This is a genomic window from Sulfuricurvum sp. (assembly GCF_028688295.1).
In the GTDB taxonomy this organism is placed as follows: Bacteria; Campylobacterota; Campylobacteria; order Campylobacterales; family Sulfurimonadaceae; genus Sulfuricurvum.
Genome location: NZ_JAQTYM010000001.1, coordinates 99984 through 115520, shown reverse-complemented (window position 1 = coordinate 115520; position 15537 = coordinate 99984). Strand labels below are relative to the sequence as shown.

Annotated in this window: 17 protein-coding genes and 1 tRNA gene; 11 read left to right on the top strand and 7 right to left on the bottom strand. The window is 39.2% G+C overall.

The genetic code is table 11. From position 1 onward, the window contains the following. Positions 1 to 42 precede the first annotated feature (42 nt). On the bottom strand, positions 43 to 1275 hold the full coding sequence (locus PHR02_RS00675) for an amidohydrolase family protein (protein WP_299987495.1): 1233 nt from the start codon (positions 1273 to 1275) through the stop codon (positions 43 to 45). 61 nt (positions 1276 to 1336) lie between these two features. Between PHR02_RS00675 and PHR02_RS00670 the strand changes: the two genes are divergently transcribed. The 3 genes from PHR02_RS00670 to PHR02_RS00660 are packed head-to-tail and all read left to right on the top strand — an operon-like array spanning position 1337 to position 3260. After that, positions 1337 to 1693: a c-type cytochrome gene (locus PHR02_RS00670; protein WP_299987492.1), complete on the top strand. Its 357-nt coding sequence runs from the start codon at positions 1337 to 1339 to the stop codon at positions 1691 to 1693. Beyond that, entirely contained in the window at positions 1690 to 2733 is a 1044-nt protein-coding gene (gene lpxB, locus PHR02_RS00665; RefSeq protein WP_299987489.1) for a lipid-A-disaccharide synthase, read from the top strand. The genes PHR02_RS00670 and lpxB overlap by 4 nt, the downstream gene beginning before the upstream one ends. Next, entirely contained in the window at positions 2733 to 3260 is a 528-nt protein-coding gene (locus PHR02_RS00660) for a hypothetical protein (RefSeq protein WP_299987486.1), read from the top strand. The genes lpxB and PHR02_RS00660 overlap by 1 nt, the downstream gene beginning before the upstream one ends. A gap of 41 nt (positions 3261 to 3301) precedes the next feature. Here the strand turns inward: PHR02_RS00660 and PHR02_RS00655 are convergent, their stop codons facing one another. Further along, positions 3302 to 3826, bottom strand: coding sequence for a 3'-5' exonuclease (locus tag PHR02_RS00655; protein WP_299987483.1), 525 nt, complete (start codon positions 3824 to 3826; stop codon positions 3302 to 3304). Between the two features lie 99 nt (positions 3827 to 3925). Here PHR02_RS00655 and msrA point away from each other — a divergent pair, with 99 nt between their 5' ends. Next, positions 3926 to 4465 (top strand): peptide-methionine (S)-S-oxide reductase MsrA, encoded by a 540-nt coding sequence (gene msrA / locus PHR02_RS00650; protein WP_299987480.1) that lies wholly within the window; start codon positions 3926 to 3928, stop codon positions 4463 to 4465. A 33-nt stretch (positions 4466 to 4498) separates the two neighbouring features. Here msrA and PHR02_RS00645 read toward each other — a convergent pair whose 3' ends face one another. After that, positions 4499 to 4864 carry a rhodanese-like domain-containing protein gene (locus PHR02_RS00645; RefSeq protein WP_299987477.1) on the bottom strand — a complete coding sequence of 122 codons (366 nt, stop codon included), beginning with the start codon at positions 4862 to 4864 and terminating at the stop codon, positions 4499 to 4501. Continuing rightward, positions 4858 to 5172 (bottom strand): hypothetical protein, encoded by a 315-nt coding sequence (locus PHR02_RS00640; protein WP_299987474.1) that lies wholly within the window; start codon positions 5170 to 5172, stop codon positions 4858 to 4860. The genes PHR02_RS00645 and PHR02_RS00640 overlap by 7 nt, the downstream gene beginning before the upstream one ends. A gap of 113 nt (positions 5173 to 5285) precedes the next feature. On the opposite strand from PHR02_RS00640, the gene PHR02_RS00635 reads away from it, so the two are divergent. From PHR02_RS00635 to PHR02_RS00615, 5 genes are all read left to right on the top strand, one after another. Further along, on the top strand, positions 5286 to 5612 hold the full coding sequence (locus tag PHR02_RS00635; RefSeq protein WP_299987471.1) for a hypothetical protein: 327 nt from the start codon (positions 5286 to 5288) through the stop codon (positions 5610 to 5612). Between the two features lie 193 nt (positions 5613 to 5805). Next, entirely contained in the window at positions 5806 to 6222 is a 417-nt protein-coding gene (locus PHR02_RS00630; RefSeq protein ID WP_299987468.1) for an NUDIX hydrolase, read from the top strand. A 155-nt stretch (positions 6223 to 6377) separates the two neighbouring features. Then, positions 6378 to 7214, top strand: a complete 837-nt coding sequence (locus PHR02_RS00625; RefSeq protein ID WP_299987465.1) for a M90 family metallopeptidase — start codon at positions 6378 to 6380, stop codon at positions 7212 to 7214. 213 nt (positions 7215 to 7427) lie between these two features. Then, a complete protein-coding gene (locus PHR02_RS00620) occupies positions 7428 to 7685 on the top strand; it encodes a helix-turn-helix transcriptional regulator (RefSeq protein ID WP_299987462.1) in 258 nt (85 codons plus the stop codon). Beyond that, a complete protein-coding gene (locus PHR02_RS00615) occupies positions 7682 to 8980 on the top strand; it encodes a HipA domain-containing protein (protein WP_299987459.1) in 1299 nt (432 codons plus the stop codon). The genes PHR02_RS00620 and PHR02_RS00615 overlap by 4 nt, the downstream gene beginning before the upstream one ends. Before the next feature lie 92 nt (positions 8981 to 9072). On the opposite strand, the gene PHR02_RS00610 is transcribed toward PHR02_RS00615, so the two are convergent. From PHR02_RS00610 to PHR02_RS00600, 3 genes are all read right to left on the bottom strand, one after another. After that, positions 9073 to 9963 (bottom strand): nucleotidyl transferase AbiEii/AbiGii toxin family protein, encoded by an 891-nt coding sequence (locus PHR02_RS00610; protein WP_299987456.1) that lies wholly within the window; start codon positions 9961 to 9963, stop codon positions 9073 to 9075. Then, complete coding sequence (locus tag PHR02_RS00605) at positions 9960 to 10598, bottom strand: hypothetical protein (RefSeq protein ID WP_299987453.1); 639 nt, start codon at positions 10596 to 10598, stop codon at positions 9960 to 9962. Before PHR02_RS00605 ends, PHR02_RS00610 begins: the two co-directional genes overlap by 4 nt. Positions 10599 to 10858: 260 nt before the next feature. Further along, positions 10859 to 10942: transfer RNA gene (locus PHR02_RS00600), tRNA-Leu, on the bottom strand. A gap of 148 nt (positions 10943 to 11090) precedes the next feature. Between PHR02_RS00600 and flgL the strand changes: the two genes are divergently transcribed. Both flgL and PHR02_RS00590 read left to right on the top strand, forming a co-directional pair. Next, positions 11091 to 13070 carry a flagellar hook-associated protein FlgL gene (gene flgL, locus PHR02_RS00595; protein WP_299987450.1) on the top strand — a complete coding sequence of 660 codons (1980 nt, stop codon included), beginning with the start codon at positions 11091 to 11093 and terminating at the stop codon, positions 13068 to 13070. A gap of 79 nt (positions 13071 to 13149) precedes the next feature. Next, a complete protein-coding gene (locus PHR02_RS00590; protein ID WP_299987613.1) occupies positions 13150 to 15393 on the top strand; it encodes a DNA translocase FtsK in 2244 nt (747 codons plus the stop codon). Positions 15394 to 15537: the final 144 nt, after the last annotated feature.

Below are 15537 nucleotides of genomic sequence, written 5' to 3'. Positions count from 1 at the left end.
TGCCTACGCGTAGTAAACCACGCTTGAAAATATTTTAATATCTTAAAACTTTGTAACTTCCCCACGGCAAATTGCCATCATCACTTTTCCTTTTAGGGTCTCTTTTTTATAAAGACTGTGATGGTGAGGAACCTCTACCTTCTGTTTAGGATCAAATACAACACAATCGCATACTGAACCTACCGTAATTTCACCTGATTGCATTCCAATTTGTTCTGCAGGAGCACGTGAAACCAAATCGAGCAGTTTAGGCATAGTAATAGTATCAGTATCTATCAGGTACGTATAAAGAAGCGGCAAATATTCACTAATAGATGTTGTCCCCTCATGGGCATCGTAAAAAGTGATGTCTTTATGAATATCGGAGTTTGGTTGATGCAATGCGCTTAACGCGTGTATTTCACCTTTCTTTAGCGCATTAATTAGCTCAAGTCGTTTTGATTCATTGACGAGAGGAGGATTTATTTTTGCATCGGTATCAAAGCCTAAACATGCTGAGTCATTTTTGAAAAGATGATGGATGGAAACCTCACACACTACGTCCACTCCACTGTTACGAGCTTCACTAATCAGAGTGATTGATCGAGGCTCCGTAACGCTTTTAAAAACTACTTTTATCCCAAAATGCCGAGCTATCTCGATCATCGAGGCGATATGAACCACTTCAGAAAGGGGAGAGATACCTGGAAGTCCAAGTTGTGAGGCAATCACACCATCCGACATCACACCGCTCTCGACAAAACTTTTTTCCTCCGCTTTATAAAAAAGTGCTCTATTCGCCATCTTTAAATACTGTGCGATACGGCTGATCAGATTATAATCGTTAATCGTCGACGTGTGTACCGATACACACCCTTTTTTAAGCATTATCGCAATATTACTCAAAGCACCCGCATCATTCAATCCACTCACTGCTGATTCAATCGTCGCGCCATGTGGCAGATAACGGTGCTGCTGAACAAACTCCAGAGTGATCTCATTATCGATCCGAGGCACGGAGTCACTCGCGAGTACAACCGTACTCACCCCGCCATGAAGTGCGCGTCGAGAGAGTTTTTCAAGATTTGTTCTGCTAAGTTGCGCATCTTTTAATCGTACATCGGTATCAATGAGACCCGGAATTAAATAGCACCCTTGTGCATCGATCATTTCATCACCGCTTAAATTTTCACCGATTTGGGTAATTACCCCCTCTTCAATCCGAACGTCACCATAACGTTCTCCATTGATATCACAGATAATCGCACCTCTAATGATCATAATCAACGCTCCCATTGCTCTTTTGTAGGTATAATTACGGTATTTTAGTCCAAGAAACGTTAAAGGTACCTCTAAAGTGCTTAAGATAATTGTATTTTTATTCCCCGCCTTTCTTTATGGGGCTCCAGATCTTTATAAGGTGGGTAAAAATCTCTACTTTGCAAAAGGGTGCAGTGGTTGCCATGGTATTTCTGCCAGTGGAACCAACCAATATCCGGCATTGGCCTATCGACGCAAACCATTTTTAATCTCGAAATTAAAAGATTACCGTGCTAAAAAAGGACCTACGCAGCAATCTCAGCTCATGATCCCTTTTGCAATGGGACTTAATGATAAAGAGATAGAGGCGTTAACCACTTTTTTAAGTGAATTTAACGAAAATAAAAGTACGTACAAATCTGATTTAAGTAACCGTGGAGATGGAGGATCATGAAACTTTTAGTGAGCGCATTGGAACACTCTGCCAATATTCATCTCTCCTATTTGGCAAAAGAACTCGGAAATGATGTTGAACTCTTCGGGATCTTTGACAGCTCGTTAGGAGAGAGTATCGTCGATTTACGCTCAACATCGGTTATGGGATTTGTGGACGCAATCAAAAAGCTCCCTTTTTTCTTCCGTTTAAAAGATCAAATGTTAGAGTTGGCAGCATCAGTGGATAAGGTACTGTTGATCGACTCCTCTGGATTTAATCTCCCCCTAGCCAAAGCAATCCGAAAACGTTATCCCGATAAAGAGATCATCTACTATATCCTCCCACAAGCGTGGGCATGGAAGAAAAAACGGATTCCCGTTCTCGAAAAAACGATTACAAAACTATGTTCCATCCTCCCCTTTGAACCCTCGTATTATTCTAAAAATGCTCCCATCGAATACGTTGGACATCCCCTTCTCGATGAGATTACCATCCGTAAAAAAAATCTGATTCCGAGTGGAAAGATCACCTTTATGCCAGGAAGCCGCCCCGGAGAGATAAAACGGCTCATGCCGGTTTTCAGAGAATTACGCCCTATGTTAAAGACAGATGCTCTCATCGTGATCCCTCCCCATTTTACTGAAAAGCAAATCAGAGAACTTTATGGTGACATCTCGGCATTTGAAATCACGCATGAAGCACATCAGAGCTTAGCAGATTCAGACTTTGCCTTTATCTGTAGTGGTACCGCCACCCTCGAAGCCTCGCTCATCGGTACCCCGTTTATCCTTGCTTACATTGCAAAATCGCTCGATTACGCTATTGCATCCCATTTGGTAAAGCTCGATTATGTCGGATTAGGAAATATATTATTTTCCCATAAATACGGTCGTAAACTCCATCCTGAGTTTATTCAAAACTCTGTCAATGCTCAAAATCTGTATAATGCGTATCAAGAAATGGATAAAACCGCTTTTTTTAACGATGCAGCTTCCTTACGTGAGCTCTTAGGTCATGGAAGCGCATCACGTGTCAGTACACTTATCAAGGATTTATAATGTTTAGACTCTTTTCATGGATGAAAACGTCATCCCGTAATTTTACCGATGAAACGATCATCCCCTACGTATTCACCCTCAGTGATGGTCCAATGCTGTTTCGTGATCTTTTAAAAACCAATAAAATGTATCAAGAAGGTTTAAAACTCGAAGGTAAAATTCCTGGGTTTCGCATGAGTATCGGACGGAGTTATCTCGTATTTATTGCTCTTTGGCATCTTATCTTGTTACCAGCATCAGCACTCTTTCATACCGTTTTGGCAAAAATAGATTGTCATCTTTTGATTTTAATGGCCATTTTGTTTACGGGAATGTTTTTCGCGACCTACGCCATTTTCAAAGAGTATCTAATTGATACGGTAGCCTTACGTATTATTCGTAATGGATGGGGAAATCATTTTCCACATTTTGATTATGATTTGCATGCCAAAGAGGTAGCGAAAATTTATTCAGAGGCATTAGAAAAAGAGATACCGCATAAAAATATGCAGCTTTATATTTTAGATCAATTAGTTGAGAATAAATAGTTTTATTACAGAATCCCATTAGAAGAATAGTGCATCACTCTCTAAATTTTTATATTCATATTATTGAGTATCTCTAGTGTTTTCGTGACATCATAGATTGCACTGTGGTATTGCTCTTCATCAAACTCAATACGATAATGCCGACAAGTCTCCAGCAATTTCGGATTCTTGAGACTCCCTCGGATATTGAGGGCACCGACAATCTTTTTATTCGATTTCATCGTGCAGAAGTGTTTTTCAAATGAGACGAGTTCACCGAGATGACGGAGTTCAAACGTTATATTGTGGGCGATGAGCGTTTTAGCACCCTGACAAAACTCTACGAACTCACTATCCTCTGCGAAATACTCTGCGTAATCGACATTTGCCCGCAACCTCTCGATTCGCTGCGGTGAGAGTTTATGGACAGCAAGGGCGTACGGGTTAACCTCATATTCAGAGAAATAGTAGCGATGAAACGTGTCAGCGATGACATAAACACCCTCTTCTCTTTTGATCCGAAACGCCGCAACTTCGATCACATCATGGATATTGGCAGAGTTGGTTTCAAAGTCCAGAATGATCAAAGGTTCTCCATCAGAGTGTATAATAAATTTTATTCGACATTTTACCGAGATGCTAGTGTCATAAGTGCATAATATAGATATTTTTTTGGGAGTCATACAATGAAATCATTATGGGTTCTTCTCATCTTTACTTCTGTGATGGTACATGCTTCGACTTTGTCAAAAGCTTATTATGCCGGAGGGTGTTTTTGGGGTGTTGAATATCATCTTGAAAAACTCAAAGGGGTCAAAAATGTACAATCAGGGTACATGGGAGGTCATGTTAAAAACCCTACCTACAGAGATGTGGTGGCTCATAAAACGGGTCATTTAGAGACGGTCGAAGTGACCTATGATCCATCTCTTATCTCGTATGAAACACTGACAAAAGCTTTTTTCGAGATTCACGATCCTACCCAGCACAATGGTCAAGGACCCGACATCGGAGAGCAGTATCTATCCTCCATTTTTGTAAGCGATGAAAAAGAGCGCCGAATTGTCCTCTCTTTGATAAAAGAGCTAAATGCCAATGGCTACAAGATCGCGACGAAACTCCGCCCCCAATCACCCTTTTATCCTGCCGAAACTTATCACCAAGACTACTACGTCAAAAATGCTAAACAGCCTTACTGCCACGCGTATGTCAAAAGGTTTCGCTAAAGATTAGGAAAATAAAGACTAAAGAACTGATCTTTATTCTACCGTTTCCAACCCTTGATCGATCCAACCCCAGTTAATCCCACCATCAAGCTCATAGACGTTTGTGTATCCGAGTTGTAATCCCATAACCTCTCCTACCGTTTTGGTTCTGTTTGCATGAGCGCATACGAGGATAAAAGGCTGTTCTTTATTTGTCACTACTTTGGTAAATACTTTCATAAATGTATCTAAATCGGCCTCTCCAAATTCATCGAAAAACGTGATCTTGTGGCTCCCTTCGATGATCCCGTAGGCTTCCCATTCATCGGCTCTACGGATATCGATTATCGCAAAGCCTTCTTCTTTTTTGTGTTGAAATTCTTTGGTTGATAGAGATTTAAACGGTCCAAAATTTAGCATTTATATTCCTTCTTATTGGTATACTTTTTTGTCAACCTGCAAAAATCGTAAAAATCACTCAACATCAAAAAGCGAAATTCGATATCTTCAAATTGTTTCATCATAACTGGTTCACCTTGCAAAAAGTATTTCACATCTTTTTGAAACTCTTTCGGGTACTCCAGTTTTTCAGCACCCACCGATGTGAAACACTCCACAAAATCAGAAAAAAGTTGTATCACGATATCCTCTTGTTCTTGTGACTTGTGTTCGAGAAAATCGGTAATTTCTTCAAATCTCTCACATATACTTACCAAACACTGATCCAAAAAATTCCCCTTGAGAGCGATTCTTTAAAACAATATACATAAAGTATTCTCATAAAAACAGAGCCTTACGCATGATTTATGCAGTTTGAAAAAATCATTATTAGGGAGATACTATGGTCTGCAAACTGAAACAAATAGTCGATTTTGTCCGCGAATACAAACTGCTTGAGGATTTAGATGATAAAGCGATCACGGAGACGTTTCATACGTTCCCCCATTGTTGCTCATGGGACAAAGGATTGGGATTTGCTGAGCTTGACGATGAACGGTTGGATCTCGCTGTCGATAAAATTATGGAAGTTCTCGATGATTCCTATGAGCATGAATACACCGCTCCTCAGATAAAAGCGATCGCCACCTCTTTTATGGGGATATTTGAGGTAGCCGGAGCACCCAAAAGCCCCGTACCGTTTGTGATTGTCATGTTGGCTAGGATTTAGGGGATTTAATACACTTGCTTACCCATATAACGAAACACACTCCGTCATTCCCAACTCGATTGGGAATCCAGTATTTATAATAATCGTACTTTTATCTTTTGATCCGAAACGCTGCGACTTCGATCACGTCATGAATATTGACAGAGATTGGTTTATAATGTCAGAAGTCATAATTTATCTTTCAAGGCTATTCATGATTCAAACCCCCTTCTTAGCTGTTGATGGTATTGTTGAGATTTATAATGATACTGGTCTATTTGAAGGGATTGTCCTCATAGAACGGTTGAACACACCCAAAGGGCTTGCTTTGCCCGGCGGATTCGTCGATATCGGTGAAACAGTCGAAACGGCCGTTGTACGTGAGATGAAAGAAGAACTCTCTCTTGATGTGATGATAGAATCGTTACACGGAGTCTATTCCGACCCCTCTCGGGATTCACGGTTTCACTGTGTTTCGATTGTCTATGTTTGTAAAGCTCACGGAACACCGCTAGGGGCTGATGATGCGAAAGAAGCATTTATCTATACTCTTGATACTATCCCGTATGAAAAGCTCGTATTTGACCATGCTCAGATTATCAAAGACTATTGCACTGCAAAACAGAATTAATACCTATGCTCCAATGCTCAGAATGTCGGTATCGTTATCTTGGGTCAATGTGTCTATAAGTTGATATAATGATTACGATGTCTTGAAAAGACAAATCTAATACCTCTGGAATCAATTATGAGTTCACACAAAGATCATTCGCATTTAGAGGCTATTTGAACTATCACATCGCACTTCTCCTTCTCTTCGGAGGTTTGGGGGCAATCTATTTTGTCTTTATTTTATTTTTTGAATTACGAAAAAAAAGGTTTTTACATGAGATCGAAACGCTCCCTTTTTCGGAGCAGTACGAAGCGATTTTAAAAAGAATACCCCATTATCAAAAACTCTCTCCCACCGATCAACATCAAATTCAGCGCACCGTTTTACGTTTTATCTACACAAAAGAGTTTATAGGTGTCTACATGGAAGTGACGGAAGAGATGAAATTGGTTATCGCCTTCTATGCCTCTCTTTTATTGGTGCATAAAGGGCCACATAGTTGCTATGACAATCTTAAAACCATTATCATCTATCCACATCCCGTTATCACTAAAGAGGTCAAATCTTATGGTGGCATTTACTCCAAAGAGCAGTTTATACTCGCAGGGCAATCGTCTAATGATACCGTGGTCATCACTTGGCATCAGGCCAAAGGTGAAGCGTATCATATGCGCCATACCAATGTTATGATCCATGAATTCGCCCATGAAATTGATTTTATGGATGGTGAAATCGATGGAGTTCCGCCCATCGAAAAATCAAAATATGACGCGTGGGTACATACGCTCAGCAAAGAGTTTAATGCCCTCAGCAAAATTTCAAATAAAAACCGTGACTGGGGAAAATACAAACTCCTAGGCTCTTATGCCGCAACAAATGAAGCAGAATTTTTTGCCGTTGTTACGGAGCGTTTTTTTGAGTCTCCGCTATCGTTAAAAAAACATTTTCCCGAACTGTATGATGAGTTTATGGATTTTTATCAGATTGATACCGTAAAGATATTTGGATAAAAGTTTCTTAATTTAATTCCAATTTTTACAATTGATTCTGGAAGTGATGCCATTAGAAGTTTAAACTTATAAATTTTTATTAAAATTATGGATACGCATAATTTATTGATATATCGATGAATTCACAATATAAATTATGTATTTGCAATATTTTTGTCTAAATTTGATTATAATAGTGTATAATCATGCAAATGCACTATTATTGAGGCACCTATGGCAAAACGTATCGTCCCTACCCCTCTACCCTCACATAACGGTCCGATAGATTCCAAACTCTTGGCTCAGTTTGTAAGATCCAAACGGACCAATCTTGGGATGACCATCCATGAGGCAGCACTGCTGTGCAATGTCAGTCTCTCGACTATGTCAAAAATAGAGACTGGTAACGACGGTGTGATGTTCGATAAAATACTGGAAGTGTGTGACAAGCTTGGGATCAAGCTGTATGTGCAAATGGGAGATGAGTCATGAAGCTCAATATTTTCTGTGCCCATACCAAAGTCGGCGAACTCTCGTACAATCCAAGCGATGAGACGTTTGTATTTAGCTATGCGGAACCATGGCAACAAAACGGGTTCATGCTATCGCCTCATATCCGTTTCGATACCCTACCCTCATCTTCTACGCTCAAAAAATTCTTTGCTAATCTTTTGCCGGAGGGGAGAGGTCTGGAAGATCTCAGCCGCTATTTTCAGATCTCCAAATCCAATATCTTCGGATTGATTGAAAAACTCTCATTCGATACGGCAGGAGCTCTTTTTTTTAGTACGAACGATCAGATTGATCAGCAGACTAAGCTACGACCAATTTCGCTAGAGGAATTGCAAGAGAGAATTATTCAACGCCGAACGCAAAGTATCACCGTATGGGATGGCAGACCACGCCTGAGTTTGGCAGGAATACAAGACAAACTCCCTATTTTATTTCATGCGGGTCAATTTGGGTTTGGCGAAGGGGATCTGTGCTCGACCCATATTTTAAAATTCGATACCCAAAACGAACACCATAGTGTTTTAAATGAATACCTGTCGATGCATCTGGCAAAAACATCAGGAATACAGACTGCCGAAGTAGAACTCCTCCGGTTCAATGACGAAGCAGTACTGTCTGTTAAACGGTTCGACCGCCGCTATGTCTCCGAGACGTTGGTCGAACGCCTACATATCGTTGATGGGTGTCAAATGCTCGATCTCTCCCCTAGTGAAAAATATGAGCGCCCTTACGGTTCTCAAAGAGACGTTCAACATTATCGTTCGGAAGCCAATTTTAAAAACCTTTTTGCACTGGCCAATAAATGTTCTATCCCTGCACTAGCAATGCAACAGATGATTCGATGGACTCTTTTTAATCTGCTCATCGGCAACTACGATGCTCATGCCAAAAACATCTCCTTTTTCATTACAAAGTCCAAGATTGATCTCGCACCGTTTTATGATTTGCTTAACGTTTCACTCTACCCGCAATTTGCGCAGGACTACTCGATGGCGTTTGGGGATACATTCGAACCGGACAATCTCACCACTTACGATCTTGCAGAGTTTTGTTATGTGTGTACGATCAAACCCAAGCTGCTCGTTCAGGAGTTCCGTAAAATTGCTAAAGCACTAAGTTCTACTCTCTCGTCCGATACCTTCCCTTCACTATCGATCAATGAAGAGGAAAAATCTTTCGTTTTTGCATATACCGAATCAGTGTTAACGTCACTCAAAAGAGTCGAGCGCATCATCGATGATCTGAGCGAGGTGTATCAAAACCATTTTTCCTGAATGGTTGATACTCGCCTCTAAAAATCAAAATCGCAATAACAGTACACTAAAAGTGTACTCTTAGATAGTCCATTGACACTTAATCACCATTATCACTTTTTGATTTTAATATTTTCAATAATGGCAGTAAAAAAATCTTTCGACCATAATTCAATTTCTCGAATATCTTTGATAAACGGCTGTACATCATTTTTTGCCTTGGCAACATCAAGTGTTTCAACCCTTTGCAAAAGCAGCTCTTTGAGGTTTTGCTGTGTCAACTCATCCGGTATCGTAATACCATTTTCTTCAAGATATTTACAGCTTTGAGAGAGTCTTGATTTGAGATGTACCACATCAAGCTCGACGTTATTAGCAACATACCACACTAAATCGTACCAATCACGTCCTTTTGGTCTTGTACTCCAAGCACGACAAAGTATAGCATGCATCTTTCCGGCATATAGCGACGATAAAGTCATGGCATTGATTGAAAAAGCTCTGGGAGTTAAGAGTATAACGCTTGATGTCTCAAAATCAAGCGGCGAATTGGTATCGACTTCCAGTTTTATCTTGACGGCTTGATCTTTATGAATCGCTTTGGTTATATCTTTTGGGGCATTGATATTGATCAAATGCTCTATCGTATTACCTTTGATAAATGCCGATGCGATAGCGCTATTCGTATTTTTTTCTTTAATCTCGATTGTCACATCAAACCCGAACGATTGCAACGTTTGGATAATCGCTTCTTCATAAGGTTTGAGATTGAACGTTAGATTAGATTCAAGGAGTGAAAAATCTAAATCTTCTGAAAACCTCGGAAGATTATGGAGGATTCTCAGAGCCGTTCCGCCATAAAAAGCAGCATGTTTAAAAAACCCGGCATCATAAAGCCCAAGCAGCACTATCTCCTGAAGGATTTCTCTTAATGCGTCATAACTGCTATTGGAATTAGACAGATCATACTTTTCAAGCATTTTTATGAGTGCGGGATGAGTCAAAGTTTCTCCTTTCGCACTACAGATGAGAGTGTTTTTAGGTTTTTGGATTTGTAGGCAGTGGCAATTGTCTCGATGAGATCCGGATTCAATGCCTTGGTCATATCCAAACGAAGGTCGTAAGTTAAGTACTCAATCATAGCGTTTTGTGTCAATGTGCCGATTCCACGGTCATACCTTATTTTGTCGCACAAGGCTTTTTCAGGTGTCGCTATAAAGCGCCCTCCTTCAACATCATCATAGATCCAATCTACACCGATAGAGTATGCCCTCATAGGAATTTTTTTGTAACTGAACCGTCCGATCGGTGTATCAAATAATTTTTCGTTTTTACTGGTCGCGGATGTAATCTCGTTGACTCGTTCAGGAATCATTCCGTAATAGCTCAGTGCATAATCAAACGATAGATATGATGGTGCGTATAATGTATTAGCCACACTCATTAAATCAATTGGTTTTGTGAGGTAAGGTTTAGAAAAAGTATAAAAACCTTTTTTCAATCGTATAAGTTCACCGCTTTTTACCAGATTCGAGATTTTGTCATTAACATTAGTGATCGATTTTTCCAGTAATGCATTAATCATCTCATGTGAAAATACAGATGACGGCAATGCATTTCTTAATTCAATTGTTTTCATAAGAAGATTATACCAATTAAATCAATTATTATATACAGATAATCCAATTTATTACTACTAAGCATATTTAATAATGTATTATTTTTACACTATAAACATGTTTTCTTTTAGCGAGATATGAAATTAGTGTAAAAATAAAATTAGTGTAAAAAAAAATTGCAAGGTTGCAAATAGGTTGCAAATAATTGATTTTTTGAATTCTTAAAGCGTCTATCTAAGTGCCTATTTTACGATGTTTTAAAGGGATTTATAAAGATGGGTGGTACCAGTGGGCGGACTCGAACCGCCACGACTCGCGCCACCGGATTTTGAATCCGGCGTGTCTACCATTTCACCACACTGGCATGTGTTTGAAGAGGTGAAATTATAGAGAGGCTTTACTTAAAAAGACGTAAAAGTAGATTTTCTAATCGATTTACCTATTTTGCCGATATATAAGGTATGGAACTTTTATTGCTTAATTGTAAATAAGCTTGCACAAAAGGATTTGACGTGAGAATTACATCTGGATCGTACTACAATAATATATATGGCGAAAACAATAGACTCAACAAACAACTATTTGATGTCAATAAACAAATTTCATCAGGATTAAAAATTCAATATGCTCACGAAGATCCTGGTGTTTTTATTGATACACTTCGCTTAGATGATGAATTAACTACTCTTAATCAAGTCAAAAGTAGTGCACAGAGTGCCTATAAAATGTCAACACAGACCGATACTACTATCGGTGAGATCGTTAAAACTCTTGAATCCATGAAAGTAAAAATGGTCAATGCCGCAAATGATGCCCATTCAGATACTAGTATTCAAGCGATAGCAAAAGAGTTACGTGGGCTTCAAAATCATCTTTTAACATTAGCAAATACCTCTATCGGCGGACAATATCTCTTTTCCGGTACTGCCACTTCAGTAAAACCGATTGGAAATGATGGAACCTATCAAGGAAATAGTGAAAATTTAGAAGCGTTTTTGGGTTCGGGTATAAAACAAAAATATAACATTAGCGGATCTCAACTCTTTTTGGGTGATGAAACCAAAACCAACCGTACCATTAGTGCCAATGTTGCTCAAAAAAGTTTAACCGACCTTTATCCAGACATTATGAAAGACACTGAAATCCCTAGAAGTGATGCTAAAGAGACCTATATAACAGGTTCAAGCACCCTTCGTGATCTTATGGGTGATACCGATGTAGATACTACTAATGATCAAACACCTCATTTTTACATTCAAGGAACCAAAAGCGACGGTACAACATTTAAATCACATATTAATTCATTAACAATGAATTCCAGTATGGATGATTTATTACAAGAAATTAGTGATTTATATGGAAACAATCAAGTCGAAGTTTCTCTCAACACACATGGTCAAATCGAAATTATTGATAAAAAAACGGGCTCAAGCAAACTCGATTTTCATATGGTTGGAGCTGTTGATTTTAGTGGTGGAACAGCTGCCGCAGATGCAGTAAATGACATCAATACACTAAGAGCTGGATCAACAGATTTTGAAAATATTATTGATGGAAGCAACTCCCTTTATGTCAAAGAATTTACAAAAAGTGGATTTGATCCTTCGGATCCTTTAAATACCATTGAAGGGGTGAATTACGATCAAACTTTTTTCGAGAAAAAAGGGTCCACTCTTTTTTCAAATATGTCACAAATTGTCAAAAGTGATAATACGTACGCAACACCTTCGACAAAAATTGTGGATGTAGGATCATTTTCAACTAATACAATTATTCACCTTGAAGGGACAACCATCAATGGGGCCCCTTTTTCAACCGATATCGATCTCGCATCTGATTTATTGGATGAAAATGGTAATCCAACAGCTATAAATGATGCTACTTATCAACAATTGATGGATGCAATCAATATGATTGTCACGGGAGAACCTACCATAGAAGACTCTTACTTACACGGTAAAACCTCACTGACGTATGATGGTAAAATAATTTTTGAAGATAAAGATAATCCTGCAACGAATGCAGCTCTTGCGATATATGATGCATCATCTTCTAACTATACTCTCACCAATGGATCTGCTCTTACATTTAATGCTAACAATGCCCTTACCATCCGTGATCCAAAAACCGACTTTTTCACTGAAATTGAAGAGATGATTCAAGCAGTAGAACAAGGAAAAAAGCGCTCCGATGGAACAGACAACAATGATCCTCGTAATCTCGGTATTCAAAATGCCATTCAAATGATGGACGATCTTAGCGATCATGTGAGCCGTTTGCAAACTGAAACAGGATCCTATTCACAAGTACTGCAAGCATCATCTGATCGAACAGACATGCTCATTATCAGCACAAAAACACTTCAATCAGATGTCATTGATACCGATATTGCCGAAGCTACTCTTCGAATGCAACAACTGAGCTTAAATTACCAAGCCCTATTGTCTAATATCTCCAAAGTTTCCAAACTTTCTCTCGTCAACTATTTATAGCAATTTGCAATAAAAGGGAGTTTTTTTCCCTTTTTTGCTATAATCTAACTACTTTTCATACCTATTTCAAGGATCTCCTATTTTACGCGATACTCTGTTCATAGCCGGCTTCGGTATTTTATTTTATCTTGGCATTGCTACCATTATTGGGGATGCATCGATCATCGGTGCGTATGGAGCCTCTTTTGCTCAGACGAATATCCATATTTTTGGTTACGTTGCTTTTATCTATTTGCTTCTCTTGATTGTTCCCCTTTTTTACTGGTATAAATTTGATGGCGAGTTATACAAACGGCTAGAAATGGCCGGTGTGTTTGCTCTTTTATTTTTTGCTCTCCTCTTTTTCCAAGCAATCGTCGTTGAAGGAGAGTATCGAGGGGCTTTTGGAGCAGCTATCGTCGATTTTTTATCAGTATTTATCGGAACATTTGGATTATGGATTCTGTGGCTCATGATGGTTGCTGTATCGGTGGTACTTGTGATGGAGCAAAGTCTCTCTGAATTAGCGAAACCTCTTCAAGAATACATGGATAAGCCACTCACCTCACCTAAAAGTACACCGGTTACACCCCCTTCTAGTTCCCCTAAAGTTGAACCAATTCTAGCACCTGCCGATGAAACCTATTCGAGTGTAGAACTACCATTTTCTCCCGAGCGAATCATTATGGAAAATGAAGTAGAAATAGCGATTGTCAAACCGGTGTCCATCATAACTCCAACACTAAAAGAAGTTGAAATTACCCCGGAAAAGACAACAGAACAAGAAACTACCCCAAAAGAATCAACCATACTCTCAATGGCCAAAAAAGTCAAAGATTCGAAACAACATGCACTTGTCGTTGAAGAGTTGGAAGAGAATAAAATATTATTGGATCAAATCGATCGCGGCATCAGTGAAAAACCAAAAAATTTCAAACTTCCACCCGTAGATTTTTTCCAAAACGCACCGAAAAAACAAAACACCGTTGACGAAAGCGAACTCGATGATAAAATCCGCGACTTAATCGAAAAACTTGCCCATTTTAATATTGATGGCGATGTTGTCCGTACCTATGCGGGACCTGTTGTTTCAACTTTTGAATTCAAACCGGCAGCCAATATCAAAGTCTCTAAAATTTTAGGCTTACAAGATGATTTGGCAATGGCGTTACGTGCGCAAACGATTCGTATTCAAGCTCCTATCCCAGGGAAAGACGTTGTTGGAATTGAGATCCCGAACAAAACCGTAGAAACTATTTTCCTGCGTGAAATGCTTGAAAGCAAACTTTTCCAAGAAGCGGCATCACCTCTCACCCTCATTTTAGGTAAAGATATCGTCGGAAATCCATTTATTACCGATTTAAAAAAACTTCCACATCTACTGATCGCGGGAACAACCGGTAGCGGTAAGAGTGTCGGTATCAACTCCATGATTTTAAGTTTGCTCTATAAAAATTCACCCGATCAACTCCGTCTTTTGATGATTGATCCAAAAATGCTTGAATTTTCCGTTTATAATGATATTCCGCATCTTCTCACCCCCGTAATAACCAAACCAAAAGAGGCCATTTCAGCCCTTAACAATATGGTCAGTGAAATGGAACGACGCTATCAGCTCATGAGTGAAACACGTACTAAAAATATCGAAAATTTCAATGAAAAAGCAAAAACTGAAAAACGGGATCCTCTCCCTTATATCGTTGTCATTATTGATGAGCTTGCTGATTTAATGATGACCAGCGGGAAAGATGTTGAATACTCCATTGCCCGTTTAGCGCAAATGGCACGTGCAAGTGGAATCCATCTCATTGTAGCGACACAGCGCCCGAGTGTTGATGTTGTTACCGGTCTTATCAAAGCCAACCTACCATCACGCATTAGCTATAAAGTGGGGCAAAAGATTGATAGTAAAATTATTCTTGACGGGATGGGAGCCGAATCACTTTTAGGACGTGGAGATATGCTCTTCACCCCTCCAGGTATGAGTGGATTAGTACGACTTCATGCCCCTTGGAGTACTGAAAATGAAATTGAAAAAGTGGTTGATTTTCTCAAAGCACAACGCGAACCTGATTACGATCGCCGTTTCTTAGCCGATAATGGAAACAGTGCTAAAACAAGTAGTGATCCTGTCGATAGCACTAAACCACTTGATGAACTTTATGAAGAAGCTAAAAACATTATCCTTAGTGAGCAAAAAACATCTATCAGCTATCTCCAACGTCGGCTTCAAATCGGTTACAACCGCTCAGCTACCCTTATCGAACAACTCGAGAACAATGGTATTCTCTCTGCCCCCAATGCCAAAGGCAACCGCGACATCATTGCAAACGATCCTTTTTAGTTCTCCACTCTCGGGGAATATCATCCCTGCTCTTCTTTTTGTAACATTTTCATTCTCTTCTTTCAAGACATAATTATGATCAAAAATACTAAAAATAGTAACAATGTTACTTTACTACACAATATCAATAAATTTCTATAGAAT